Genomic DNA, 21,345 nt, shown 5'->3' with positions numbered 1-21,345 from the left:
TGTCGCGCCGTTCCCCGCGCCCCTGACGCTTGCGGTTGCGCGCGACGTGCCCCGTAGCTGAGGCGGGTGCAGGGTTGTCAGTGGGTGTCGCCCGGGTGGGGTTCGCCCGTTGCGTAGGGGTTTTCCTGGCCCTCTGAGAGGACGCCGATGAAAGGGGCGCCCTCGCCTGCGAACGTGTAGGCGCCGGCGCGGATGCGGGCGATGAGGCCGCGGGTCCAGTCGGCGCCCGTGTCGGCGGAGTGGATCCAGTAGTTCATGATCTCGCCGATGTGGCCGAGCTGGCCGGGTCCGTCCTCGGGGGTGTAGTACTCGGTCACGGACCGGCGCCACTTCTCGATGGACCGCACCCGCTCCTCCAGGAGCCCGAGCACCTCCTCCCGGCCGAGGTCGACCATGGTGCCGAGGGCGGCGGAGAGGATGTCCGGCTGCTGGTCGTAGGCGGTGAGGGACTCGCGCACGAGCCGGAGGTACTCCTCGGTGCCCTGTTCCGTGATCTCGTACTCGGTACGGGGCGGCCCGCCGGCCGTCGAGGGGGCGATCTCGTGCGCGAGCAGCAGTCCCTGCTTCGCCATCTGCTTCAGGGCGTGGTAGATCGAGCCGGGCTTGGCGTTGGACCACTCGTGCGCGCCCCAGTACTCCAGGTCGTTGCGGACCTGGTAGCCGTGGGCCCGCCCGTGCTGGCGCACGGCGCCGAGCACGAGAAGACGGATCGCTGACATGCGCCCAAGCGTAGAACCAGGGGGATCAGCCCCAGCTCGTCCCCTGCTCCTTCGCCACCAGCTCGAAGGCGGTGGCGCCGTCCAGCGACTCACGGATGATGTCGGCGTGGCCCGCGTGCCGGGCGGTCTCGCGGATGAGGTGCAGGGCCAGCCAGCGCATGGAGACACGGCCCTCCGGCGGGAACCAGGGGTCGTTCGGCAGGGCGAAGGTGTCGTCGAGGCTGGGCACCGACCGGATGAAGGACTCCGTCTCGGCGGCGACCTTCTCCCAGTACGCGAGCTGCGACTCCACCGTCTCGTCGCCGACCAGGGCGAAGGTCTCGTGCCAGTTCGACTCGTCGCGCCGCACCGCCGGGGCCTCGGCCTTGGCCCGGGCGACCCAGCTCTGCTCGACCTCGACGACGTGCTTGAGGAGTCCGGCCAGGGACAGGTCGCTGGCGCTGGGCTTGGCCGACGCCTGCTCGTCGGTCAGGCCGAGCACCGCGCGCCGGATGCCCCCGCGCTGCTCCTCCAGGAAGGACAGCAGCGCCCCTCGCTCGTCGCCCTTCGCCTCCGCGCTCACGTGCGTGACCATGACCGTCTGCCTCTCGCCGGACCGGGGGACTCGGGTGAGCCCCTCTGACACCGACCAAGTTACGGACCCTTGCGGTCAGGTTCTGTCCGCAAGGGTCCGTGGGCCGGAAACCGGTCCCGGGTGGATCAGAACGGGAAGAAGCTCCGCTTGTGCTGGACCGATATCCACTTCTGGGTGGTGAACGCGTCCACCGCGGTGTCGCCGTTCAGGCGGCCGACGCCGGAGTGCTTCTCGCCGCCGAAGGGGACGAGGGGCTCGTCGTGGACGGTGCCGTCGTTGACGTGGAACATCCCGGTGTCGATCTGCTTGGCGAAGTTCACGCCCCGCTCGATGTCGGCGGTGTGGACGGCGCCGCTGAGGCCGTACGGGGTGTCGTTGACGAGGGCGACGGCCTCCTCCTCGCCGTCGAAGGGGACGAGGAAGGCGACCGGGCCGAAGACCTCCTGCCGCAGGAGGGAGGAGTCGGCGGGGAGGCCGATGAGGACGGACGGCTCGACCAGGTTGTCGGTCGTGGAACCGTGGACGAGCGCGGTGGCTCCCTCGGCGAGGGCCTGCTCGACGACGCCCCTGAGGGCGTCCGCCTGGGAGGCGTTGATGACCGGGCCGATGACCGTCGAGGGGTCGCTCGGGTCGCCGACCTTCAGGGACTTCACCTTGGCCACGAACTTCTCGGTGAACTCGGCCTGGACGGAACGGTCGACCAGGACGCGGTTGGCGGCCATGCAGACCTGGCCCTGGTGGACGTAGCGCGAGAAGACGGCGGCGTCGACGGCGTAGTCGATGTCCGCGTCGTCCAGGACCACCAGGGCGCTGTTGCCGCCCAGTTCGAGGATCGCGCGCTTGAAGTTCGAGGCGGCGACGGTGGCGACGTGGCGGCCGACCTTGTCGGAGCCGGTGAAGGAGATGACCTTGGGGATCGGGTGCTCGATGAAGGCGTCGCCTATCTCGGCGATGTCGGTGACGACGACGTTGAGCAGCCCGCCGGGCAGGCCGGCGTCCTCGAAGATCTTCGCGACCAGGGTGCCACCGGTGATGGGGGTGTTCTGGTGCGGCTTCAGCACGACGCCGTTGCCGAGGGCGAGGGCCGGGGCGACCGACTTGACCGAGAGCAGGAAGGGGAAGTTGAAGGGGCTGATGACGCCCACGACGCCGACCGGTACGCGGTAGAGGCGGTTCTCCTTGCCCTCGACCGGCGACGGAAGGATTCTGCCCTCGGGGCGCAGCACCAGCTGGATCGATTCGCGCAGGAACTCCTTGGCGAGGTGCAGCTCGAACCCGGCCTTCAGATGCGTGCCGCCCAGCTCGGCGATGATCACCTCGGTGATCTCCTGCTCGCGCTCCTCGATGAGGGCGAGGGCCTTCTCGAAGACCGCGCGACGCGCGTAGGCGTTGACCTGGGCCCATTCCTTCTGCGCCGTCCTGGCGGCCCGGTAGGCCTCGTCCACCTCGTCGACCGTGGCGATGGTGATCGACGCGAGCTTCGCGTCGTCGTACGGGTTGAAGTCGATGATGTCCCAGGAGCCTGAACCCGGGCGCCACTCGCCGCCGATGTACTGCTGTGCCAGGTCGGTGAAGTAGGACGACATGTGATCCTCAATCAGTCGGCATCGATCAAGATTGATCACTCGTCATCGTACGTCTGGGTAAGGGGAGTTGGAGGGTTACTCGGGAGACTCCGTGAAGGCCCCGAGCGAACCCGGAGAGGCTCGGGAACAGCGGGGCTGGCGGCCTCAGGAGAGCTGCAGCAGCCCCCGCAGCAGGTCACGGCTCTCGGCCGTGGACGGGCTGTCCTCCTGGAGCTGCCCGATCGCCCGCTCGTACTGGGCGATGTCCTCGCGCTTGTCCAGATAGAGCGCGCTGCTGAGCTGTTCGAGATAGACGACGTCGGTGAGGTCGGACTCGGGGAAGCTCAGCACGGTGAAGGCGCCGCTCTCACCGGCGTGACCGCCGAAGCTGAACGGCATGACCTGTATCCGTACGTTCGGGCGCTCCGAGATCTCGATCAGATGCTGGAGCTGACCGCGCATCACTTCCCGGTCGCCGTACGGCCGGCGCAGCGCGGCCTCGTCGAGGACGCAGTGGAACTCGGGGGCGTTCTCGGACACCAGGTACTTCTGGCGCTCCATGCGCAGGGCCACCCGCTTGTCGATCTCGGCCTCGCTCGCGCCCTGCATGCCCCGGGAGACGACCGCGTGGGCGTACGCCTCGGTCTGCAACAGGCCGTGCACGAACTGCACTTCGTAGCTGCGGATGAGGTGGGCCGCCGCTTCGAGGCCGACGTAGGTGGGGAACCAGCTGGGCAGGACGTCCGAGTAGCTGTGCCACCAGCCGGCGACATTGGCTTCCTTGGCCAGGGAGAGGAGCGAGGTGCGCTCGGTCTCGTCGGTGACGCCGTAGAGGGTCAACAGGTCCTCCACGTCACGGGTCTTGAAGCTGACCCGGCCGAGTTCCATCCGGCTGATCTTCGACTCGGAGGAGCGGATCGAGTACCCGGCCTTCTCCCGGGTGATCCCCTGCGACTCGCGCAGCCGCCTGAGATGCGAGCCCAGCAGCATCCGCCTCACCACCGACCCGCTCGATTCACCGGCGCCCACGTTCGTCCAGCCTCCCCAACTTCTTCAAGGGCCGCAGTCTGCCACTAAACCACTCCGATCCGCACTCGCCCGGTTACAGAAATGGAAAGTCTTCAACATCTGAGACGGGCGGGACGCGCGAGGAGTAGGAGCAGGGTGGCAGAAGAAATGTTCAGCAAGCGGCATGGGCAGGTCCATTTCGGGCGCGTGCACGTGCATCTGCCCTTGCATCTGCTGTACGCATCAGAAACCATGGTCCCGCGCCACCGCTGCATCGCAACGACCGCAGACACCGGGGAGTGCCTCGCATGGGGACGAATGGATCGACCATGCTCGAACCCTTACGGCAGGGACTTCCGCCACTTGATCCCGCGACCGTGTCGGACGCCGCCTCCTGCGCGCTGCCGCCCCGCTACGAAGCGGTGCGCGAGGCACGGCAGTTCACCCGGGGCACCCTCGGCCAGTGGAAGCTGGACGACCGCTTCGACGACGTCTGTCTCGTGGTCTCGGAACTCGTCACCAACGCCCTGCGGCACGGCCTGCCCTCCGGCAACGGGTCGCGCCCCGACCAGGATCCACCGGTACGGCTGCATCTGATGCGCTGGACCGAGCGGTTGGTGTGCGCGGTGCGCGACCCCAGTCACGACAGCCCGGTCGCGGGCGACTCCGAGGACTTCTCGGCGGAGTCCGGGCGCGGACTGTTCCTGGTGGACTCCTTCGCGGACAGCTGGGGCTGGCACCCGCTGGGCGGCGCGCTCAACGGCAAGGTGGTGTGGGCGCTGTTCCAGGTGCCGCGGACACCGGACCCGCACCGCGCCCACTGAGAACCGCGGCGCCTTTCGGCGCCGCGGTTCTACGCGTGTCACATCGGCGGACTCCACCGCTCCCCCGCCGCCGGGCGGGATTCATCCGACCAGGTGGTCGAACTCACCGTCCTTGACGCCCAGGAGCATCGCCTCGATCTCGGCGCGCGTGTAGACGAGCGCCGGGCCGTCGGGGAAGCGTGAGTTTCGCACCGCCACCTCACCGCCGGGCAGCCGGGCGAACTCCACGCAGTTCCCCTGCGAGTTGCTGTGCCGGCTCTTCTGCCAGGCCACCGCGTGGAGCTGGGTCAGCTCCGTCGCGGCCATGCCGTTGTACACGTCATCCACGCCGTACACGTCGTGGTCCACAGGTCGCTCCCCGGGGTGGTGCAGTGGTGCGCTTGATGCGCATTGGCACTGGTGTGGCCAGTGATGCCCGTGCCGCCAGTGATGCAGCGGTCAACTGCCCCGGATCATAGCTTCGTTCACGTGCCGACGCATGAGCGGATGCACCTGCGCATGCACGGGCAGATGCACGTGCACGAGGGGTGAGCCCGCAGTCACAGCACCGCGGCACTGGAGAGACGTATGTCGGGGCGATCCTGTTCCGTCAACGGCTGGGGAGATTCGGTGTCGTCCTGGTGCATGGCCCCCTGCCCCTCCCTACGGGGGCCGGGTCCGCGCGGTTCAGGGAGCGGGGCCGGTGTGCGCAGGATGGCGGGAAACGAGTGCCCCCGGGGAGGTCGTGGAGCCTCCCCGGGGGCCGGGTGGGGGTGGTGGTTCGAGGGTGACAGGTGGGGCTTCGACGGCGGTGGGACCGCTGGTTGGTGGGCCGGTTGACGGCCGGTGGAGGGGTCCGTGGCCGTCGTCAGCGGGCGGAATGCGGCAGGAGGGCCATCTCGCGGGCGTTCTTGATGGCGCGGGCGAGCTGTCGTTGCTGCTGGGCGCTGACGCGGGTGACCCGGCGGCTGCGGATCTTGCCCCGGTCGGAGATGAAGCGCCGCAGCAGGTCGGTGTCCTTGTAGTCGACGTACGTGATCTTCGCCTGGTCCAGCGGGTTGGGGCGGGACTTGGCGGGCGTGCGCTCCGGCTTGCGGGGCATGGCGGTCAGACCTCCAGGAAGGTGTCGAAGGGGCGCGGCAGCCGTTCCCAGGCGGCGCGGCCGGCGGCGTACTCGGTGTCGGTGAGCAGGCAGGACTCCAGGAGCTGTTCGAGTCCGTCGCGGTCCAGGCCCGGGGACGTGAAGACGAGGTGCTGGCAGCGGTCGCCGTGTTCCGGGTGCCAGTCGAGCGCGGCGGCGGCCCGGCGGACCGGGGGAACCAGGTCCCAGGCGGCGTCCGGCAGCGAGGCGAGCCAGGGGCCGACCGACTCCACGCACAGGGCGCCGCCGGCCGCGTCCCAGTGCAGCAGGGTGTCGGGGCGCTCGGCCAGCCAGAACCTGCCGCGACTGCGGGCGGCCGCGCAGCAGAGATCCTCCAGTGCCGCGTAGAGCCGCTCGGGGTGGAAGGGGCGGTGGCGGTGCCAGACGAGGGTGGTGACGCCGTGTTCGTCGGCGTCCGTGGGGAGGAGGGCGCAGGCGGGGTGCTGGGCGGCGGCCGCCGCGTCCACGTCGAAGCCGGCGAACGCTGCCGCGAGCAGGGCGGACGGGCGCCGTAGGGGTTGCCGTACGTCTCCGGGTGCCGGTGTGTCGCGGCTGGTCGCGCAGTTCCCCGCGCCCCTGTCGGGGCCTGCGGCCACCTCAGGAGCGCGGCCCCGGTCGCCGATGGGCACCCGCTGGGCCGTCGGGTGGAGTTGGGCCAGCAGGGCCCTGTCCTCCTCGTCGGCCTCCTCCGAGTCGAGCACGGCGAGGACCGGGGCGTACTCCAGCTGGCGGGCGAAGGTGTCGGCGACGGTGCGCTGGTCGGTGGAGGCCGCGGCGAGGCCCCGGTCGGCGAGGTCGTCGCCGTTGCCGAGGCAGGGCAGGAGGAGGGCGGGGTCCACGGCCGTGATCACGGAGGTGAGGCGGAGGCCGCCGGCGGCGATCACCTCCGCCATCGCCTTCGGCTCCACCGAGTCCCAGAGTTCGACCACGGCCAGGCGGGTCAGGCCCGCCTCGGCCAGGCGTTCCAGTTCGGGGACGAGGTCCTCGCGCAGGGCGCAGCAGGCGCAGTCGTTGACGAGCCGGGTCTCGCCGGTGGAGACGAGGCCCCCGGCGTCCCGGACAGTCCGGACGACCTTGGCGTCCGGACCGTCGGCGGCGGTGGAGAGGTCGTGGTGCAGCGCGACGCTGCCCGGGACCCCGGCGAGCAGCGCCTCGACGGCGGCCCGCCGGGCGTCGGCGTGCAACCCGCCGACGATCGCGACAGACAGCTGGGTCACGTCGGTCAGCCCCGCTTCTTCCCGGTCGCTCCGGCCGCCCCGGAGTTCTTGGCGCCGTACCGCTTCTCGAACTTCTCCACGCGGCCCGCCGTGTCCAGCACGCGCGCGGTGCCCGTGTAGAAGGGGTGGCTGACGTTCGAGATCTCGACGTCGACCACGGGGTAGGTGTTGCCGTCCTCCCACTCGATCGTCTTCCCGCTCGTCATCGTCGAGCGGGTGAGGAAGGTGTGGTTCGCGGCGCGGTCCCGGAAGACGACGGGCCCGTAGGAGGGGTGGATGTCCTTCTTCATCGTCGGTCAGCGCTCCTCTCGGAAGTCGACGTGGCGGCCGGCCCTCGGGTCGAACTTGCGCAGCGTCAGCCGGTCGGGGTCGTTCCGGCGGTTCTTGCGGGTGACGTAGGTGTATCCGGTGCCGGCCGTGGACCGGAGTTTGACGACCGGGCGGAGTTCGTTGCGTGCCATGCTGGTATGTTACTGAAAATGAAATCCATTTGCACTACCTGATCGAGAGAGGTGCGTCACCTTGTCCGCCCACTGCATGCTGACCGGAGCCCGGCCCGGCTTCGGCAACCGCATCTCCCACTCCCACCGGCGCACGTCCCGGCGCTTCGACCCGAACATCCAGTCCAAGCGGTACTGGCTGCCGAGCGAGAACCGACATGTGCGGCTCCGGCTGAGCACCAAGGGGATCAAGACCGTGGACGTCATCGGCGTCGAGGCCGCCGTCGCGCGGATCCGTGCGCGGGGGGTGCGGGTCTGATGGCGAAGAAGAGCAAGATCGCGAAGAACGAGAAGCGGCGGGAGGTCGTCGCGCGGTACGCCGAGCGGCGGGCCGAGCTGAAGGAGATCCTGCGGCGGCCGTCCACCACGGAGGCCGAACGCGACGCGGCCCGGCGGGAACTGACCGCCCAGCCCCGCGACGCGAGCGCGACCCGCGTCCGCAACCGGGACCAGGTGGACGGCCGGCCCCGGGGGTACTTCCGCACGTTCGGGCTGTCCCGGGTGAGCTTGCGGGAGCAGGCGCACGCGGGGTACTTGCCGGGGGTGCGGAAGTCGTCCTGGTAGGGCCGTCTACCGGGGGGCGCCGCGCGAGGTCTGCCGGGGGCCGGAAGGGCGTGGGTCCTGCCGGGGGCCGGGGGCGTCGGTCTGCCAGGGGCCGGAAGGGCGTGGGTCCTGCCGGGGGCCGGGGGCGTCGGTCTGCCAGGGGCCGGAAGGGCGTGGGTCCTGCCGGGGGCCGGGATCGGCTCCGCCGGTCGTCGGGCGGGGGCCGGGCGGGCGCCGGGTGCTCGCGCCGACCCGCGTCACGCGGCTGCCCCGTCTCGGCCTCACGTGGCGCCGTCGTACCCGGGGGGTGCGGCTTCGCCCCGGTCGGCCGTCGGCGTGGCCTGAAGGGCCGAGGCGGGCGGCGCCGGATCTGGTCGGTGCCGGGGCGTCACGGTGGCGGTGGGGGTGTCGTCGGTGCTCCTTCGTTCTCGGGGTTCTCACAGTTCCCGGCCGTCCGGTGCCCAGCTGCTGCTGGTAGCTTGCCGCTGTCGCTGCGGCGACCGGAATCGGCCACGGCTATGGGAGATCTCCAGTGACTACGGCGACTACGGCAAGGCCCGTGACCAGGGCGTCCTCCGCCCGGCGGGGTGTGCGCGTCGCGGCCGCGGCGGCCGGGCTCGCGGCCGCGCTCGTGCTGACCGGATGCAGCGGTGGCGGCGACGACCCCGAGGCCAAGGAGTCGTCGGCCGCGCCGAAGGCGAGCGACAGCGCGGACGGCGGCGGTTCCCAGGGCTCCTCCGGCGTCGCCACCGAGCTGCAGGGCAACTGGCTGGCCACGACCGACGGCAAGGCGGTCGCCCTGTTCGTCAACGGCGACGAGGTCGCCGTCTTCGCGGGCACCTCGGTGTGCAGCGGCAAGGTCGCCGACGAGGCGGACATGCAGATGATCAGCCTCAAGTGCCAGGACGGCAGCGACGCCCGCACCGAGGGCATGGTGGACAAGGTCGGCTCCAAGGCGCTGACGATCACCTGGGAGGGCGACGTCGGGCAGGAGACGTTCCGGAAGGCCGGGGGGTCCCTGCCCTCGGGGCTGCCGACGGACCTGCCCACCGGCCTGCCCAGCGATCTGCCGACCGCGAGCGCCGGGTCGTAGATCAGGTTGCGGATCGGGCCTGTGGTGGGGCGGGGATCGTAGATCATGTGAGGGAGGGCGGGCCGCGGAGCCTCCGAGTTCCCCGGCCCGTTCGTCCCTTCACCTCTTCACCGGCTGTGCTGTGACAGCCACGGCCACGAACACCCCGGGAACTCCATGCGCACCGCTCCGACCGCCATCGCCGCCGCCCTCCTCGCCGCCCTCACGCTGACCGCCTGTGGCGGGAGTGACGGAGGTGACGGCGGGGAGGACGGCAAGACCGGTGCCGCCACTCCCGAGAGCACGAAGGGCGGCGCCTGCACGGCCGCGCAGGCCGGTTTCGAGATCGGGCCCAGCAGTGCCGCGCCGGCCGCCGGCGACGAGGGCGCCGTGCCGGTCACCGTCACCAACAAGGGCGACGCCGCCTGCACGCTGAAGGGCCTCGCCGGGGTCGACCTGTTCGCCGGCGACAAGTCCTGGGCGCTCAAGGCGCAGGAGGGCGCGTCCCAGGACACCGAGGTGACGCTGGAGGGCGGTCAGTCGATGACCTTCACCATCGCCTACGTGCGCGGAGTCGCCGGTGACGCGGAGAAGAGCGCCGCGGTGGACACGGTGAAGCTGACCCTGCCCGGAGACACCAAGGTCAGCAGCTTCAAGTGGCCGGACCCCGAGGTCGCGGTCGAGTCGGAGAGCACGCTGGAGGCGACGGTCGGGCCGTTCCTGCCGGCGGGCGACTGAGCCACCGGATCCGCCGCCTCAGGACGGCACCACCGGGTCCGCCACCGCCTCAGGACGGCAGCCGGGGCCGCGCCCGGACCTGGGCACGGTCGGCGGCCTCCGCCCCCTGCTGCCAGCCGGCCAGGTCGCTGACGCCCCGCACGCGGGTGGTGACCGTGTCCGGGAACATCCGGCCCACCTGCTCCCGGACGGCCACGTCGCGGGCGGCGAGGACGGGCAGCAGGTCCTGCAGCGGACCGCCCGTCCCGTGCGCCCCCACGCCCTCGGCCTCCGCCTCGGCGACCTGGGCCTCGGCGACCTCCGCCAGGCGGTCCCCTATGCGGTGGGCGTAGGCGGCCAGGAACGACTGCCGGAAGGTCTTGGTCCGCTTGCGGCCGGACCTGCGCTGGGCCGCCTCCGCCTTCGTCATCGCGGTGGTGGCCTGGACGAGGAGCGAGGTGTGGAGCAGTTCGACCGCCTCCAGGTCCGCCTCGAACCCGACGACCGTGGAGAAGCCGAGGTCCGCGTTCCAGACGGCCTCGCAGCGGTTGGCGCGCGCCACCGCGTCGAGGAGCACCGCCTTGGCCGTCTCGTACGGGGGCTCGACGCCGATCCGGCACGCGCCGGGCGTGTTCGCGCCGTGCGCGCGGGCGGCCAGCAGCGCCTCGTCGATGCTGTGCCGCGCCATCAGCTCCTGCGCCTTCGCACTGAGCGCCTCCGCCTCCTCCGGGAACCCGGTCGCCTCCGCCTTGGCGAGGAGCGCGCGGATCCGGCCGAGCATGCGGGACTCCGGGTGGGGCGAGTTCTGCGCGCCGCCGGTCTCCTGCGGGCGGTCCAGGGATTCGAGGGTGGGCAGCCGCAGCAGGAGGCGGTACAGCTCCAGGGCCGTGGTGGCGTACGAGAAGCGGTCGGCGCGGGTGGGGCGGGTGGTCAGCTCCCTGATCTCGTCGAGCTGGGCGGCCCAGCGGGGGCCGGCTGACGGCTGCCGCCCGGCCGTCCGCCCCCGGCCGTACGCGTCCTCGTGTTCCTCGACGACGAGCCGTGCGAGGAGCGTGACGTGCTCGTCCTCCAGCTCGCGCCGCACGAACCGTACGACGTCGGCGGGCTGCCAGCCGCGCCGCCAGGCGCCGGCGACGAACTCCCGTCCGCGCCGGGCCAGTTCCCCGTCGGCCGCGGGGTCGGCGGCGAGCAGGGAGGCGCCGGTGTCGAGGGCGGCGTCGGTGTCGGCGTAGAGGGCCGCCTCGAAGGCGCGCTCCACCGTGCTGGTCGTACTCACGTGTTCGATCGTGTCATGCGGTACGCGGGGGTAGGGCCGGCCCTACCCCGAGGACGCCCTCCAGTGGTCGTGTGCGGGCGGGGCGCGGACGGTTCGCTAGGGGCATGACCACGACAGATACAGCGGAAGCAGCGGCACCGGGGGAAACGGCGGGCGCCGCCGTGCGCGTACGGGGCCTGCGGCGGTCGTACGGGGACGTCGTCGCCCTGGACGGGGTGGATCTCGACTTCGGGGCCGGGACCTTCACGGCGGTGATGGGGCCCTCGGGGTCGGGGAAGTCGACGCTGCTGAGTTGCGCGGCGGGGCTGGACCGGCCGTCGGGCGGGACGGTGCGGGTCGACGGGGTGGAGCTGGCCGGGCTGGGCGAGCGGCGGCTGACACTGCTGCGCCGGGAGCGGATCGGGTTCGTGTTCCAGGCGTTCAACCTGCTCCCCTCGCTCACCGCCGCGCAGAACGTCGCCCTGCCGCTGCGGCTCGCCGGACGGCGGCCCGCGCGCGGGGCGGTGCGCGAGGCGCTGGCCCGGGTGGGGCTGGCCGAGCGGGCCGGGCACCGGCCGGCCCAGCTGTCCGGCGGCCAGCAGCAGCGGGTCGCCGTGGCCCGGGCCCTGATCACCCGCCCGGCGGTCCTGTTCGGCGACGAGCCCACCGGGGCGCTCGACACCACGACCAGCCGTGAAGTGCTGTGCCTGCTGAGGGAGTTGGTGGACCGGGAGGGCCAGACCACGGTCATGGTCACGCACGATCCGGTGGCCGCCTCGTACGCGGACCGGGTGGTGTTCCTGGTGGACGGGCGGGTGAGCGGAGAGCTGGCCCGGCCCTCGGTGGAGGCGGTGGCGGCCCGTATGGCGGGGCTGGAGAAGCGTGCCGCGCGCGGCACGGCCGAGGCCGCTGTCGGAGGTGTGACGTGCTGACCCTGTCGTCGTTGCGTACGCGGTGGGCCGCGTTGCTCGGATCGTTCGTCGCCGTGGCGTTGGGGGTCGGGGTGATGACCGCCATGGGGCTGGGGCTCGCGGCGTCGCTCGATCCGCCCGCGCGTGCGCCGGAGCGTTTCGGTTCCTCCCCCGTCGTGGTGGCGGGCCTGGACAGGCTGACGGTCGAGGTGCGGCGGGGTCCGGGGACGGCCCGGGTGTCGCAGCGGCTGGCGTATCCACACCCTGTGGACGAACGGCTCGTGGCGGAGCTTCGCGCGCTGGGGCCGGTGACGACGGACGGGGGTGGCCGGGGCTCGGCGGGCCCCGACACGGTCGGGGTGGACGCGCCCGCCGCCGACGTGCGCGCGGTGGTCGGGGACCGGGCGCGGGTGCTGACGGGGGACGCGCGGCGGCAGGTGGATCCGGGCCACGAGCGGGAGGCGGAGGCGCTGGTCGCCGTGAACTCGCTGCTCGGCACGGCCGGCGGGGTCACCACCTTCGTGTCGGTGTTCGTGACGGCCTCGACGTTCGCCTTCGTGGTCGCCCTGCGCAGGCGGGAGTTCGGGCTGCTGCGGATGGCGGGCGCGACTCCGGGTCAGGTGCGGCGGCTGCTGCTCGGGGAGGCCCTGGCGGTCGGGGTCGTGGCGTCCGGCACGGGGTGCGCGCTGGGGGCGTGGGGGGCGCCCGTGCTGGTGCGGGAGCTGGTGGACGGCGGGGTCGCGCCGACGTGGTTCGCGGTGCCGGACGCGGTGGTGTGGCCGTACCACGTGGCCTTCTGGACGGGGGTGTCGGTGGCGCTCGCGGGGGCCTGGGCGGCCGCGCGGCGGGCGGGGCGGATCGGGCCGGCGGAGGCGTTGCGGGAGGCGTCCGTGGACACGGGGGTGCTGCCGCTGTCGCGCCGGGTGCTCGGTGCCGCCCTGCTGGCGGGCGGGCTGGGGCTGCTGGCCTGGAAGGTCGGGACCGACCCCGCCGACCTGCTGAAACGGAAGACGTACACCACCCAGCCGATGCTCCTCGTCACGGCGGCGGCGGCGCTCGCCCCGCTGCTCGTCCGGCCCGTCGTACGGCTGCTGGGCGCGGCGCTGCCCGGGGCCACCGGGCTGCTGATCCGGGAGAACGCGGCCACGTCGGTACGCCGTACCGCCGCCGTCGCCGCGCCGGTGCTGGTGACCGTCGCGCTGGCCGGGTCGCTGCTGGGGGCCGCGGGCACGGTGGCGCGGGCCAAGGGGGCGGAGGCGGAGGCGCGCACGCGGGCGGACTTCGTGGTGACGGGCGCGCGGGCGGACGACGTGGTGACGGGCGCGCGGGCGGACGACGTGGTGACGGGTGGGGGACGGTCGGCCGGCGGCGGCAGAGTGCCCGGGGCGACCGTGGCCGGGTCGGCCTCCACCGCCGTGTACGTGGTGGAGGAGGGGAGCGCGCTGGTGCGTTCCGAGGCGCGGGCGGTGACGGACGTGCCGGCCTTCGCGGCGGTGTCGCGGCTGCCGGTGGTCGCCGGTGACGTGCGCGATCTCGACGACCGGTCGATCGTCGTGAACGAGGAGTGGGAGCGGCACGAGGTGGGGGACCGTGTGCGGGTGTGGCTCGGGGACGGGCGTCCCGTGCGGCTGCGGATCGCGGCGGTGCTCGGGCGAGGGACCGGGGACAACGGGGCGTACGTGACGTCCGCGAACGCCGGCGGCGCGGCGGTGGACCGGGCCGAGGTGCGGGTGGACGGCGGGGCGGACCGGGCGGGGGTCGCGGCGGCGCTGGAGAGGGCGGCGGCCGGGACCGGTGCGACCGTGCGGCCGGCCGAGGAGTGGCTCGCGGCGAACCGTCCCGGCACCAGGGCGCACACCCGGCTCGGGTTTCTCGTGGTGCTGGGGATCGCGCTCGTCTACGCGGCGATCTCGCTGGCGGGGACGCTGGTGATGGCCACGTCGGCGCGGGGCGCGGAGCTGCGGTCGTTGCGGCTGGCCGGGGCCACCCGGGGGCAGGTGCGGGTGGTCGTGGTGGGCGAGGCACTGGTCGCGGTCCTGGTGGGGGTGGCGCTCGGAGCGGCGGTCACCGTGGTGAACCTGGCGGGGGTGGCGGCGGCGCTGGGGGTGCTGTCGGCGCCGGTGGGGGTGAGGGTGCCCTGGGAGGTGGTCGGGGCGTGCGTGGGGGCGTGCGGGGTCGTGGCAGGGGTGGCGGCCGGTGGGGCGGTCGGCCGGGCGGGGCGGTGAGGGGGCGTCGACGGCCCCGCCGGGAAACAGGGTTGACGATCTTCCGCGCCATGCGACCACTGTCAACCGAAGGTTGACAGTGGAGGGGTGTCAACCTAGGGTTGACACATGACGACGAACCCGCGAGCCACCGCGTCCATCCGTCTCGACGAACTCATCGACGCCATCAAGAAGGTGCACCCGGAACCCCTCGACCAGCTCCAGGACGCGGTGATCGCCGCGGACCACCTCGGCGAGGTGGCCGACCACCTGATCGGCCACTTCGTGGACCAGGCCCGGCGTTCGGGCGCGTCCTGGACGGAGATCGGCAAGAGCATGGGGGTGACCCGGCAGGCCGCGCAGAAGCGGTTCGTGCCCAAGGCCGAGAACGACCTCGACGCCAGCCAGGGCTTCAGCCGCTTCACCCCGCGCGCCCGGAACGTGGTCGCCGCCGCGCACAACGAGGGCAAGGCCGCCGGTGCCGTCGAGGGGCTGCCGGCCCACCTCGTCCTCGGCCTCCTCGCGGAGCCGGAGGGGCTCGCCGCCAAGGCGCTCGTCGCCCAGGGCGCCTCCCCCGAGGCCGTCCGCCAGGCCGCCACGGCCACCCTGCCGCCGGCCTCCCCCGAGGTGCCCGAACTCATCCCCTACGGCCCCGACGCCAAGAAGGTCCTCGAACTCACCTTCCGCGAGGCCCTCCGCCTCGGCCACAACTACATCGGCACGGAGCACATCCTGCTCGCCCTGCTGGAGTTCGAGAACGGCCAGGGCGTGCTGAGCGGCCTCGGCGTGACCAAGGAGGCCACGGAGGCGGACGTGACCGAGGCACTGCGGTCGATCGTGCAGGGGCAGGGACGGGGACAGGGCCCTGGCGAGGGCCCGGGTGAGGGGCAGGGGGACGCGTAAGGGTCGCCGAAACCGCCGCCCGCCCTCGCCTCGGCCCCATTGTCAGACCCCCCTGTCACACTCGCACCCATGACCGACCGGTGGGCGCTCGCTCCGGCCGAGGACGGTGGCGTGGAGGTCGCCCCCCTCGGGGCCGACGGGCTGCTCGCGGGCCCGGTGACACGGGAGGCCGACCTGGCGGGGGCCGTGCGGCGGCGGGCGGACGTCGGGCGGTGGGTGTGGCGGTCCACCGCCGAGATCTATCCCCGGCTGCTGGCCGACGGCGTCCGCGTGGAGCGGTGTTACGACGTGGAGGACGCCGAGAGTCTGCTGCTGGGGCACGAGGGGCGGCTCGGGGAACCCCGCTCCGCCGCCGCCGCGCTCGCCCGCCTCCGGCACGGCCCCGTTCCGCCGGACCCTCCCCCGCGCTCGGCCGATCCCGGCGCCCAGCCCTCCCTCTTCGAGCCCCGGCCGGTCCACGTCCCGCTCGCCGACCTCGTCGAGGTGTACGCGGACCAGCAGCGCCGGCACGACGCCACCGCGCACCCGGACCGGATGCGGCTGCTGACCGCCGCCGAGTCGGCCGGGATGCTGGTCGCCGCGGAGATGAACCGGGCGGGGCTGCCGTGGCGGGCCGACGTGCACCGGGAGGTGCTGCGCGAGCTGCTCGGCGAGCGGTACGCGGGCGGGGGCGAACCCCGCCGGCTCGCCGAACTCGCCGAGGAGGTGTCGCAGGCCTTCGGGCGGCGCGTGCGGCCCGATCTGCCCGCCGACGTCGTCAAGGCCTTCGCCCAGGCGGGACTGCGGGTGAAGTCCACCCGCCGCTGGGAGATCGAGAGCCTCGACCACCCGGCCGTGAAACCCCTCCTCGAATACAAGCGGCTCTACCGGATCTGGGTCGCCCACGGCTGGTCCTGGCTGCAGGACTGGGTCCGGGACGGGCGGTTCCGCCCCGAGTTCCTCGCGCACGGCACCGTCACCGGGCGCTGGGTCACCAACGGCGGGGGCGCCCTCCAGATCCCGAAGGTGATCCGCCGCGCCTGTGTCGCCGACCCCGGCTGGCGGCTCGTCGTCGCCGACGCCGACCAGATGGAACCCCGGGTGCTGGCCGCCGTCTCCCGCGACCCCGGGCTCATGGAGGTCGCCGGGCGCCCCGGCGACCTCTACCAGGCCGTCTCCGACCGCGCCTTCTCCGGCGACCGCGCGCAGGCCAAGCTCGCCGTGCTGGGCGCCGTGTACGGGCAGACGTCCGGGGACGGCCTCAAGAACCTCGCCGCGCTCCGCCGCCGGTTCCCGCACGCGGTGCGGTACGTCGACGACGCGGCCCGCGCGGGCGAGGAGGGCCGCCTCGTACGGACCTGGCTCGGACGTACGTGCCCACCGGCGGCCGGCGCCTCCGACGCGGCGGCCGAGGAGGCGGGCATCCCCCAGGCCGACACCGACCTCGCATCCCCGGAACAGGGCCAGGGGCAGGACGGCGGCGAGTGGGTGCCCGGGTACGCCTCCACCAACTCCCGCGCCCGGGGCCGGTTCGCCCGCAACTTCGTCGTCCAGGGCAGCGCCGCCGACTGGACCCTGCTCCTCCTCGCCGCACTCCGCCGCGCCCTCGACGGGATGGCCGCCGAGCTGGTCTTCTTCCAGCACGACGAGGTGATCGTGCACTGTCCGGCCGCCGAGGCGGACACCGTCGTGGCGGCGATCCGGGAGGCGTCGGAGCTGTCGGGGCGGCTGACGTTCGGGCAGACGCCGGTGCGGTTCCCGTTCACCACGGCCGTGGTGGAGTGTTACGCGGACGCGAAGTGAGGACGTGAGCGGGGCCGGCGGCGCCCCTCACCGGGCGCGGTCCTTCAGCAGTTCCCTCAGCTCCACCGCCACCGGCGAGTCCGTCCCGTCCAGGATCGCGCGGGCCCGCTCCCACTCGCGGTACGCCTCCTCCACGCGCCCCCGCGCCCGCAGGAGCAGCCCGCGCTGGTGCCGGGCGAGGCCGACGGCGTACTGGTCGGCGCGGCGTTCGGCGAGGTCGAGGAGGAGGGCGCACTCGTGGGACGCGCGGTCCGGGCGGCCCAGCTCGCGCAGGGCCCGCACCAGGCCGAGCCGGGACTTCGACTCGCCCTGCCAGTCCTCGTCGTCGCCGAGGATGCGCAGACTCTGCTCGAAGTGCTGCACGGCGGCGGCCGGTTCGCCGAGCCGGAGGTGGGCGTAGCCGATGTTGCAGTGCGCGGTGTGCCGGACGACGAGGCTGTCGGCGATCTCGCCCAGCGCCAGGCTCCGTTCGTGGTGGGCGATGGCGGCCCGTGCGTCGGTGTGCTTGTAGAGGTTGCCGAGGTGGCTGAAGGTCACCGCCTCGCCGTACGGGTCGCCGAGCTGCCGGGACAGCTCCAGGCTCTGCCGCAGCGTCTCCTCGCTCTCCTCGTACCGGCCGAGGCTCTCCAGGACGAGCCCCCGGTTGTTCAGGCAGCGCCGTACGCACGACACGACCCCGAGCCGCCGCCACAGCCTGAGCCCCTCGTCGTTGAGGGCGAGCGCCTCCGAGGCCCGGCCGGACATGAAGTGCAGGCCCGCCCGGTCGGTCAGGGCGAACGCCTCGGCCTCGGCGTCCCCGAGCGAGCGTGCCGCGTGCAGGGCCAGTCGTCCGAGCACGTCCAGTTCGGCGAGCCGGCCGCCCCGGTGCAGATAGGGGAAGAGATGGCGGACGAGGCCGGGCACGAGTGCCGCCGCCGGTCCGCCGCCGCGTTCCACCAGGGCGACGATGTTGGGGAGTTCGCGGTCGCCCCAGGCGAAGGCCTCCTCGGCGGAGGCGAAGGGCGGTTCGACGGGCTCCGGCTCGGCCGTGGACGCCGTCGTACGGAGGCGCTCGTCGCGCTCGTAGCCGGGTGGGAGCAGCACCAGCAGGCTCTGGCGGGCGCGCGCCGCGTACCAGCGCAGGGCCTGCCCGACGGCCTCGGTGGTGTCGGCCGTGCCGGCGAGTTCGCGGGCGAAGTGGCGTACGAGGTCGTGGGGGACGTACCGCCCGTAGCTCGTCTCGTCGAGGAGGGCCACGTCGACAAGGCGGTCGAGGGCGGTCTCGGCGCGGAACTCGTCGGTGCCGGTGAGGCGGGCGAGGAGCGGTGCGCCGTACGCGGGCAGATCGAGGGCGCCGACGCGGCGCAGGGCGTGGGCGGCGTCGCGGTCGGCCTCGCGGTCGGAGGCGCGCAGGGCCTCGTGGGCGACGGCGAGGGAGCGGCGGACGCTCAGGTCGTCGTATTCGAGGTGGTGCAACCGGCCCTCGGTGGCGGTCAGTTGACCGGCCAGGGCGTCCGGGGTGAGCGCGCGGCGGGCGGCGAGGCGGGCCGCGACGACGCGGAGGGCGAGCGGGAGGCGGCCGGTGAGCTCGACGAGGGGGTGCTTGGCGTCCAGGCCCGCCGCCCGGCCGGAGGCGGCGCGCAGCAGGGCCGCGCTCTCGTCGTCCGACAGCGGGGCGAGCGGGAGGCGGTGGGCGCCGTCCAGCGCGGTGAGCGGGGAGCGGCTCGTCACGATGACCGCGCAGCCGGCACCGGCCGGGAGCAGGGGGCGCACCTGGGCGGCGTTCGCGGCGTCGTCCAGCACCAGCAGGGTGCGGGTCGGGGCGAGCGTCGAGCGGAGTGACGCGGCGGCGGCGTCCGGGTGTTCGGGGATACGGCGCGGGGCGGTGCCGAGGTCGCGGAGCAGGGCGGCGAGGGCCTGGGCGGGGGTGAGGGGGGTCATGCCCGGGGTGGCGCCGTGGAGGTTGATGTAGAGCTGGCCGTCGGGGAAGCGGTCGGCGAGTTCGTGGGCGAGGTGGAGGGCGAGGGCGCTCTTGCCGACGCCCGCCATGCCGCTGATGACGACGGTCCCGGAGGCTTCGTACGGGCCCCTCCCCAGTGCCTGCCGCAGCTCCGCCAGCGCCTTCTCCCGGCCCGTGAAGTGCGCGGGCGGCGGCGGGAGTTGGGCCGGGCGGGGCGGGGTGTCGGCGGGGGCGTCCTCGGTCGGGGTCCCCGGTGCCTCCTCGGTGTGGTCGCGCAGGATCTCCACGTGGGCGTCGCGTACCGCGGGGCCCGGTTCCACGCCGAGTTCGTCCAGGAGGCGGGCCCGGAGGTCCCGGTGGACGGCCAGCGCCTCGGCCTGGCGGCCCGTGCGGTGCAGGACGAGCATGAGGAGGCGGTGGAAGGCCTCGCGCAGGGGGTGCTCGGCGACGAGGGCGGTGAGTTCGGGGGCGAGTGCGCCGAGCGCGTGCGCCCCGGTGGCGTTCTGGCCCGTCGTACGGGCCGCGAGGTGGAGTTCGGCCTCGTACCGTCGCTCCAGCAGCAACAGCCGGGCCTCCTCCAGGCGCTGGACGAAGGCCTGGGCGCGCGGTTCCTCGACCGGCAGTCCCCCGAGCGGTGTTCCGCGCCAGAGGGCGAGGGCGGCGGCGCACTCGCGTACCGTCCGGGCCCAGTCCCGCTCGGTGTGGGCGGCGCGGGCGGCGCGGGCGTGGGCCTCGAAGACACGGACGTCCAGCTCGCCGTCGTCGACCCGCAGCAGATAGCCCGGCGGGATCGCGCGCAGCCGCTCGGGATCGTCCAACAGCCGCCGCAGGCGCGTCACATGGTTGTGCAGGGACGCCTGCGCGGAGGGGGGCGGCGCCGCGTCCCAGAGCACGTCCTTGAGGGTGTCGACGGAGACGATCCGCCCGGGTTCGAGCAGCAGCGCGACGAACAGGGCCCGCATCTTTCCGCTGCCGACGGACCGTACGCCGCCGTGTGCGGGGCCGGCGTCACCACCGGCCGGACCACCGGGGCGGCAGTCTTCGGCGGGTACGGCGCCGCCGGTGGCCCCGGCCCCGTACAGGACCGGCGGACCGAGCAGTCCGAACCGCAGCCCGTCCCGCATAGAACCGCCGCTGCCTTTCCGCACCGTCGTTCCGGGTCCGCCCCGCGGCGACCCGCCGCCTCCCGTACGGCTCCTCGTGGAACCGTTGGGCCCATGTTAGCGATCCGTTGGCGGGACCTGATGTGATCACTTCATCGGATCCGGCGGCGACGGCGCACGCGTAGACGCGTAGCTCGGGGGAGTGCCGCCGCCGCTGCCGGATCCGGGAACCGCACAAAGCGCTGTGCCCCGGTCGGTGGAGGTGAACGACCGGGGCCTTCGTGTGTCGCGGGGCGGGCCGGGCCGAACACGGGTGCCGGGCGGGCCCGTTGGCCTAGAGGACCGGCGGTCGTCCCAGTCGCGTGAGATGCCAGACCGTGCGCCAGCTCATGGGCCGGCGTGCGCCGCCCGACTCGCGCCAGCCCTCCACGAAGCCGCCGAACCACGCCTTCAGGCCGCCCGCCGAGCGCGTGCGCAGCAGGGTGATGAGCACCCACACGCCCAGGTGGACGGGGATGAGCGGCAGCGGAAGGCGGCGGCGGGCGAGCCAGACGCGGTTGCGGGCGTTGACGCGGTAGTAGATGGCGTGCCGGGCGGGTGAGGTCTTCGGGTGCTGGAGCAGCAACTCGGGGGCGTACAGCACGGTCCAGCCGGCGTCGAGCGCCCGCCAGGCCAGGTCGGTCTCCTCGTGCGCGAAGAAGAACTCGGCGGCCCAGTCGCCCGTCTCGCCGAGCATGGCCATGGACAGGGCGTGTCCGCCGCCGAGGAATCCGGTGACCGGGCCGCCGCGCATCGGGTCCTTGGCGCCGACCCTCGGGACGTGCCGCCGCTGGGTCTCGCCGTGCTCGTCGGCGATGCGGAAGCCCACGATGCCGAGGCGCGGGTCGGCGGCGTACAGGTCCCGTACGCGGCGCAGCACATCGGCGTCGACGAGCAGACCGTCGTCGTCCAGCTCGACGACCACGTCGACGTCACCGAACTCCCGCAACCGTTCCAGGGCCACGTTCCGCCCGCCGGGGCAGCCGAGGTTCTCGTCCACCTCGATGAGCGTGACCTCGCCGGGCAGACCGAGCCGCTCGGCGAACTCGGGGAGGGGACAGCCGTTCCCGACGACGACGATCCGTGCGGGCGCGATGTCCTGCTTGGCCACGGAGGCGAGCAACGCGTCCACCTCGGCGGGCCGATTGCCCATCGTCACCACGGCCACAGCGACCCGCGGCCCGGCCTCCACCACGACACCCACCCCATCCTGTCCACGACCACGGACGACCGACGGCCGACGGCCGACCACCGAGGGCCGGCCGCCGAGGGCCGACCCCTGAAAGCCGACGACGGATTGCCGAGGGCCCGCAGGCCGACCACCGAGGGTCGTCGGCCCCATGCCGTTTC

The 21,345-nt window shown here is 73.4% G+C and carries 21 protein-coding genes; 9 read left to right on the top strand and 12 right to left on the bottom strand.

Annotated elements, in window-relative coordinates; translation table 11 throughout:
- Positions 1–77: 77 nt before the first annotated feature.
- The 4 genes from H4687_RS26135 to H4687_RS26120 all read right to left on the bottom strand — a co-directional run bounded on the left by H4687_RS26135 (position 78) and on the right by H4687_RS26120 (position 3,848).
- A complete protein-coding gene (locus H4687_RS26135; RefSeq protein ID WP_046918832.1) occupies positions 78–719 on the bottom strand; it encodes a PadR family transcriptional regulator in 642 nt (213 codons plus the stop codon).
- Positions 720–744: 25 nt separating this feature from the next.
- Positions 745–1,293, bottom strand: coding sequence for a DinB family protein (locus tag H4687_RS26130; RefSeq protein ID WP_046918833.1), 549 nt, complete (start codon positions 1,291–1,293; stop codon positions 745–747).
- A 125-nt stretch (positions 1,294–1,418) separates the two neighbouring features.
- The gene (locus tag H4687_RS26125) at positions 1,419–2,879 is read right to left on the bottom strand and encodes an aldehyde dehydrogenase family protein (protein WP_046918834.1); all 1,461 of its coding nucleotides are present in this window, start codon (positions 2,877–2,879) and stop codon (positions 1,419–1,421) included.
- Positions 2,880–3,023: 144 nt separating this feature from the next.
- Positions 3,024–3,848 carry a helix-turn-helix domain-containing protein gene (locus H4687_RS26120; RefSeq protein ID WP_046918835.1) on the bottom strand — a complete coding sequence of 275 codons (825 nt, stop codon included), beginning with the start codon at positions 3,846–3,848 and terminating at the stop codon, positions 3,024–3,026.
- 326 nt (positions 3,849–4,174) lie between these two features.
- Here H4687_RS26120 and H4687_RS26115 point away from each other — a divergent pair, with 326 nt between their 5' ends.
- Positions 4,175–4,690 carry an ATP-binding protein gene (locus tag H4687_RS26115; protein ID WP_167358675.1) on the top strand — a complete coding sequence of 172 codons (516 nt, stop codon included), beginning with the start codon at positions 4,175–4,177 and terminating at the stop codon, positions 4,688–4,690.
- 81 nt (positions 4,691–4,771) lie between these two features.
- Here H4687_RS26115 and H4687_RS26110 read toward each other — a convergent pair whose 3' ends face one another.
- The 5 genes from H4687_RS26110 to rpmG all read right to left on the bottom strand — a co-directional run bounded on the left by H4687_RS26110 (position 4,772) and on the right by rpmG (position 7,488).
- Positions 4,772–5,038: a DUF397 domain-containing protein gene (locus H4687_RS26110; RefSeq protein ID WP_013001698.1), complete on the bottom strand. Its 267-nt coding sequence runs from the start codon at positions 5,036–5,038 to the stop codon at positions 4,772–4,774.
- Between the two features lie 499 nt (positions 5,039–5,537).
- The gene (gene rpsR / locus H4687_RS26105) at positions 5,538–5,771 is read right to left on the bottom strand and encodes a 30S ribosomal protein S18 (protein WP_050399560.1); all 234 of its coding nucleotides are present in this window, start codon (positions 5,769–5,771) and stop codon (positions 5,538–5,540) included.
- 5 nt (positions 5,772–5,776) lie between these two features.
- Positions 5,777–7,027, bottom strand: coding sequence for a CobW family GTP-binding protein (locus H4687_RS26100; RefSeq protein WP_050399559.1), 1,251 nt, complete (start codon positions 7,025–7,027; stop codon positions 5,777–5,779).
- A gap of 5 nt (positions 7,028–7,032) precedes the next feature.
- Positions 7,033–7,317, bottom strand: coding sequence for a type B 50S ribosomal protein L31 (locus tag H4687_RS26095; protein WP_046918572.1), 285 nt, complete (start codon positions 7,315–7,317; stop codon positions 7,033–7,035).
- A gap of 6 nt (positions 7,318–7,323) precedes the next feature.
- Positions 7,324–7,488 (bottom strand): 50S ribosomal protein L33, encoded by a 165-nt coding sequence (gene rpmG / locus H4687_RS26090; protein WP_005475851.1) that lies wholly within the window; start codon positions 7,486–7,488, stop codon positions 7,324–7,326.
- A 61-nt stretch (positions 7,489–7,549) separates the two neighbouring features.
- Here rpmG and rpmB point away from each other — a divergent pair, with 61 nt between their 5' ends.
- The 4 genes from rpmB (at position 7,550) to H4687_RS26070 (ending at position 9,880) form a co-directional block, all read left to right on the top strand.
- Positions 7,550–7,786 (top strand): 50S ribosomal protein L28, encoded by a 237-nt coding sequence (gene rpmB / locus H4687_RS26085; RefSeq protein ID WP_028796437.1) that lies wholly within the window; start codon positions 7,550–7,552, stop codon positions 7,784–7,786.
- The gene (gene rpsN / locus H4687_RS26080) at positions 7,786–8,091 is read left to right on the top strand and encodes a 30S ribosomal protein S14 (protein WP_046918573.1); all 306 of its coding nucleotides are present in this window, start codon (positions 7,786–7,788) and stop codon (positions 8,089–8,091) included. Before rpmB ends, rpsN begins: the two co-directional genes overlap by 1 nt.
- Before the next feature lie 538 nt (positions 8,092–8,629).
- The gene (locus H4687_RS26075) at positions 8,630–9,163 is read left to right on the top strand and encodes a hypothetical protein (protein ID WP_046917093.1); all 534 of its coding nucleotides are present in this window, start codon (positions 8,630–8,632) and stop codon (positions 9,161–9,163) included.
- Positions 9,164–9,319: 156 nt separating this feature from the next.
- Entirely contained in the window at positions 9,320–9,880 is a 561-nt protein-coding gene (locus tag H4687_RS26070; protein WP_046917092.1) for a DUF4232 domain-containing protein, read from the top strand.
- A gap of 49 nt (positions 9,881–9,929) precedes the next feature.
- On the opposite strand, the gene H4687_RS26065 is transcribed toward H4687_RS26070, so the two are convergent.
- Positions 9,930–11,135 carry a DUF2786 domain-containing protein gene (locus tag H4687_RS26065; RefSeq protein ID WP_046917091.1) on the bottom strand — a complete coding sequence of 402 codons (1,206 nt, stop codon included), beginning with the start codon at positions 11,133–11,135 and terminating at the stop codon, positions 9,930–9,932.
- 104 nt (positions 11,136–11,239) lie between these two features.
- Between H4687_RS26065 and H4687_RS26060 the strand changes: the two genes are divergently transcribed.
- From H4687_RS26060 to H4687_RS26045, 4 genes are all read left to right on the top strand, one after another.
- On the top strand, positions 11,240–12,046 hold the full coding sequence (locus tag H4687_RS26060; RefSeq protein ID WP_046917090.1) for an ABC transporter ATP-binding protein: 807 nt from the start codon (positions 11,240–11,242) through the stop codon (positions 12,044–12,046).
- Complete coding sequence (locus H4687_RS26055; protein ID WP_050399558.1) at positions 12,040–14,250, top strand: FtsX-like permease family protein; 2,211 nt, start codon at positions 12,040–12,042, stop codon at positions 14,248–14,250. The genes H4687_RS26060 and H4687_RS26055 overlap by 7 nt, the downstream gene beginning before the upstream one ends.
- Before the next feature lie 108 nt (positions 14,251–14,358).
- A complete protein-coding gene (locus tag H4687_RS26050; protein ID WP_046919694.1) occupies positions 14,359–15,132 on the top strand; it encodes a Clp protease N-terminal domain-containing protein in 774 nt (257 codons plus the stop codon).
- Between the two features lie 69 nt (positions 15,133–15,201).
- On the top strand, positions 15,202–16,914 hold the full coding sequence (locus H4687_RS26045; protein ID WP_046919693.1) for a bifunctional 3'-5' exonuclease/DNA polymerase: 1,713 nt from the start codon (positions 15,202–15,204) through the stop codon (positions 16,912–16,914).
- A gap of 27 nt (positions 16,915–16,941) precedes the next feature.
- Here the strand turns inward: H4687_RS26045 and H4687_RS26040 are convergent, their stop codons facing one another.
- Both H4687_RS26040 and H4687_RS26035 read right to left on the bottom strand, forming a co-directional pair.
- A complete protein-coding gene (locus tag H4687_RS26040) occupies positions 16,942–19,977 on the bottom strand; it encodes an AfsR/SARP family transcriptional regulator (RefSeq protein WP_050399556.1) in 3,036 nt (1,011 codons plus the stop codon).
- A gap of 313 nt (positions 19,978–20,290) precedes the next feature.
- Positions 20,291–21,199, bottom strand: coding sequence for a glycosyltransferase family 2 protein (locus H4687_RS26035; protein ID WP_373560629.1), 909 nt, complete (start codon positions 21,197–21,199; stop codon positions 20,291–20,293).
- Between the last annotated feature and the right edge of the window lie 146 nt (positions 21,200–21,345).

It is taken from the genome of Streptomyces stelliscabiei, assembly GCF_014873495.1.
GTDB classification, from domain to species: Bacteria; Actinomycetota; Actinomycetes; order Streptomycetales; family Streptomycetaceae; genus Streptomyces; species Streptomyces bottropensis.
This window is presented reverse-complemented; position numbering and strand designations above follow the sequence as displayed.

Excerpts from the sequence above, each read along its gene's own strand:
- H4687_RS26135 (WP_046918832.1), bottom strand. The coding sequence starts at position 719 with ATGTCAGCGATCCGTCTTCTCGTGCTCGGCGCCGTGCGCCAGCACGGG.
- H4687_RS26130 (WP_046918833.1), bottom strand. The coding sequence starts at position 1,293 with ATGGTCACGCACGTGAGCGCGGAGGCGAAGGGCGACGAGCGAGGGGCG.
- H4687_RS26125 (WP_046918834.1), bottom strand. The coding sequence starts at position 2,879 with ATGTCGTCCTACTTCACCGACCTGGCACAGCAGTACATCGGCGGCGAG.
- H4687_RS26120 (WP_046918835.1), bottom strand. The coding sequence starts at position 3,848 with ATGCTGCTGGGCTCGCATCTCAGGCGGCTGCGCGAGTCGCAGGGGATC.
- H4687_RS26115 (WP_167358675.1), top strand. The coding sequence starts at position 4,175 with ATGGGGACGAATGGATCGACCATGCTCGAACCCTTACGGCAGGGACTT.
- rpsR (WP_050399560.1), bottom strand. The coding sequence starts at position 5,771 with ATGCCCCGCAAGCCGGAGCGCACGCCCGCCAAGTCCCGCCCCAACCCG.
- H4687_RS26095 (WP_046918572.1), bottom strand. The coding sequence starts at position 7,317 with ATGAAGAAGGACATCCACCCCTCCTACGGGCCCGTCGTCTTCCGGGAC.
- rpmG (WP_005475851.1), bottom strand. The coding sequence starts at position 7,488 with ATGGCACGCAACGAACTCCGCCCGGTCGTCAAACTCCGGTCCACGGCC.
- rpsN (WP_046918573.1), top strand. The coding sequence starts at position 7,786 with ATGGCGAAGAAGAGCAAGATCGCGAAGAACGAGAAGCGGCGGGAGGTC.
- H4687_RS26070 (WP_046917092.1), top strand. The coding sequence starts at position 9,320 with ATGCGCACCGCTCCGACCGCCATCGCCGCCGCCCTCCTCGCCGCCCTC.
- H4687_RS26060 (WP_046917090.1), top strand. The coding sequence starts at position 11,240 with ATGACCACGACAGATACAGCGGAAGCAGCGGCACCGGGGGAAACGGCG.
- H4687_RS26050 (WP_046919694.1), top strand. The coding sequence starts at position 14,359 with ATGACGACGAACCCGCGAGCCACCGCGTCCATCCGTCTCGACGAACTC.
- H4687_RS26045 (WP_046919693.1), top strand. The coding sequence starts at position 15,202 with ATGACCGACCGGTGGGCGCTCGCTCCGGCCGAGGACGGTGGCGTGGAG.
- H4687_RS26040 (WP_050399556.1), bottom strand. The coding sequence starts at position 19,977 with ATGCGGGACGGGCTGCGGTTCGGACTGCTCGGTCCGCCGGTCCTGTAC.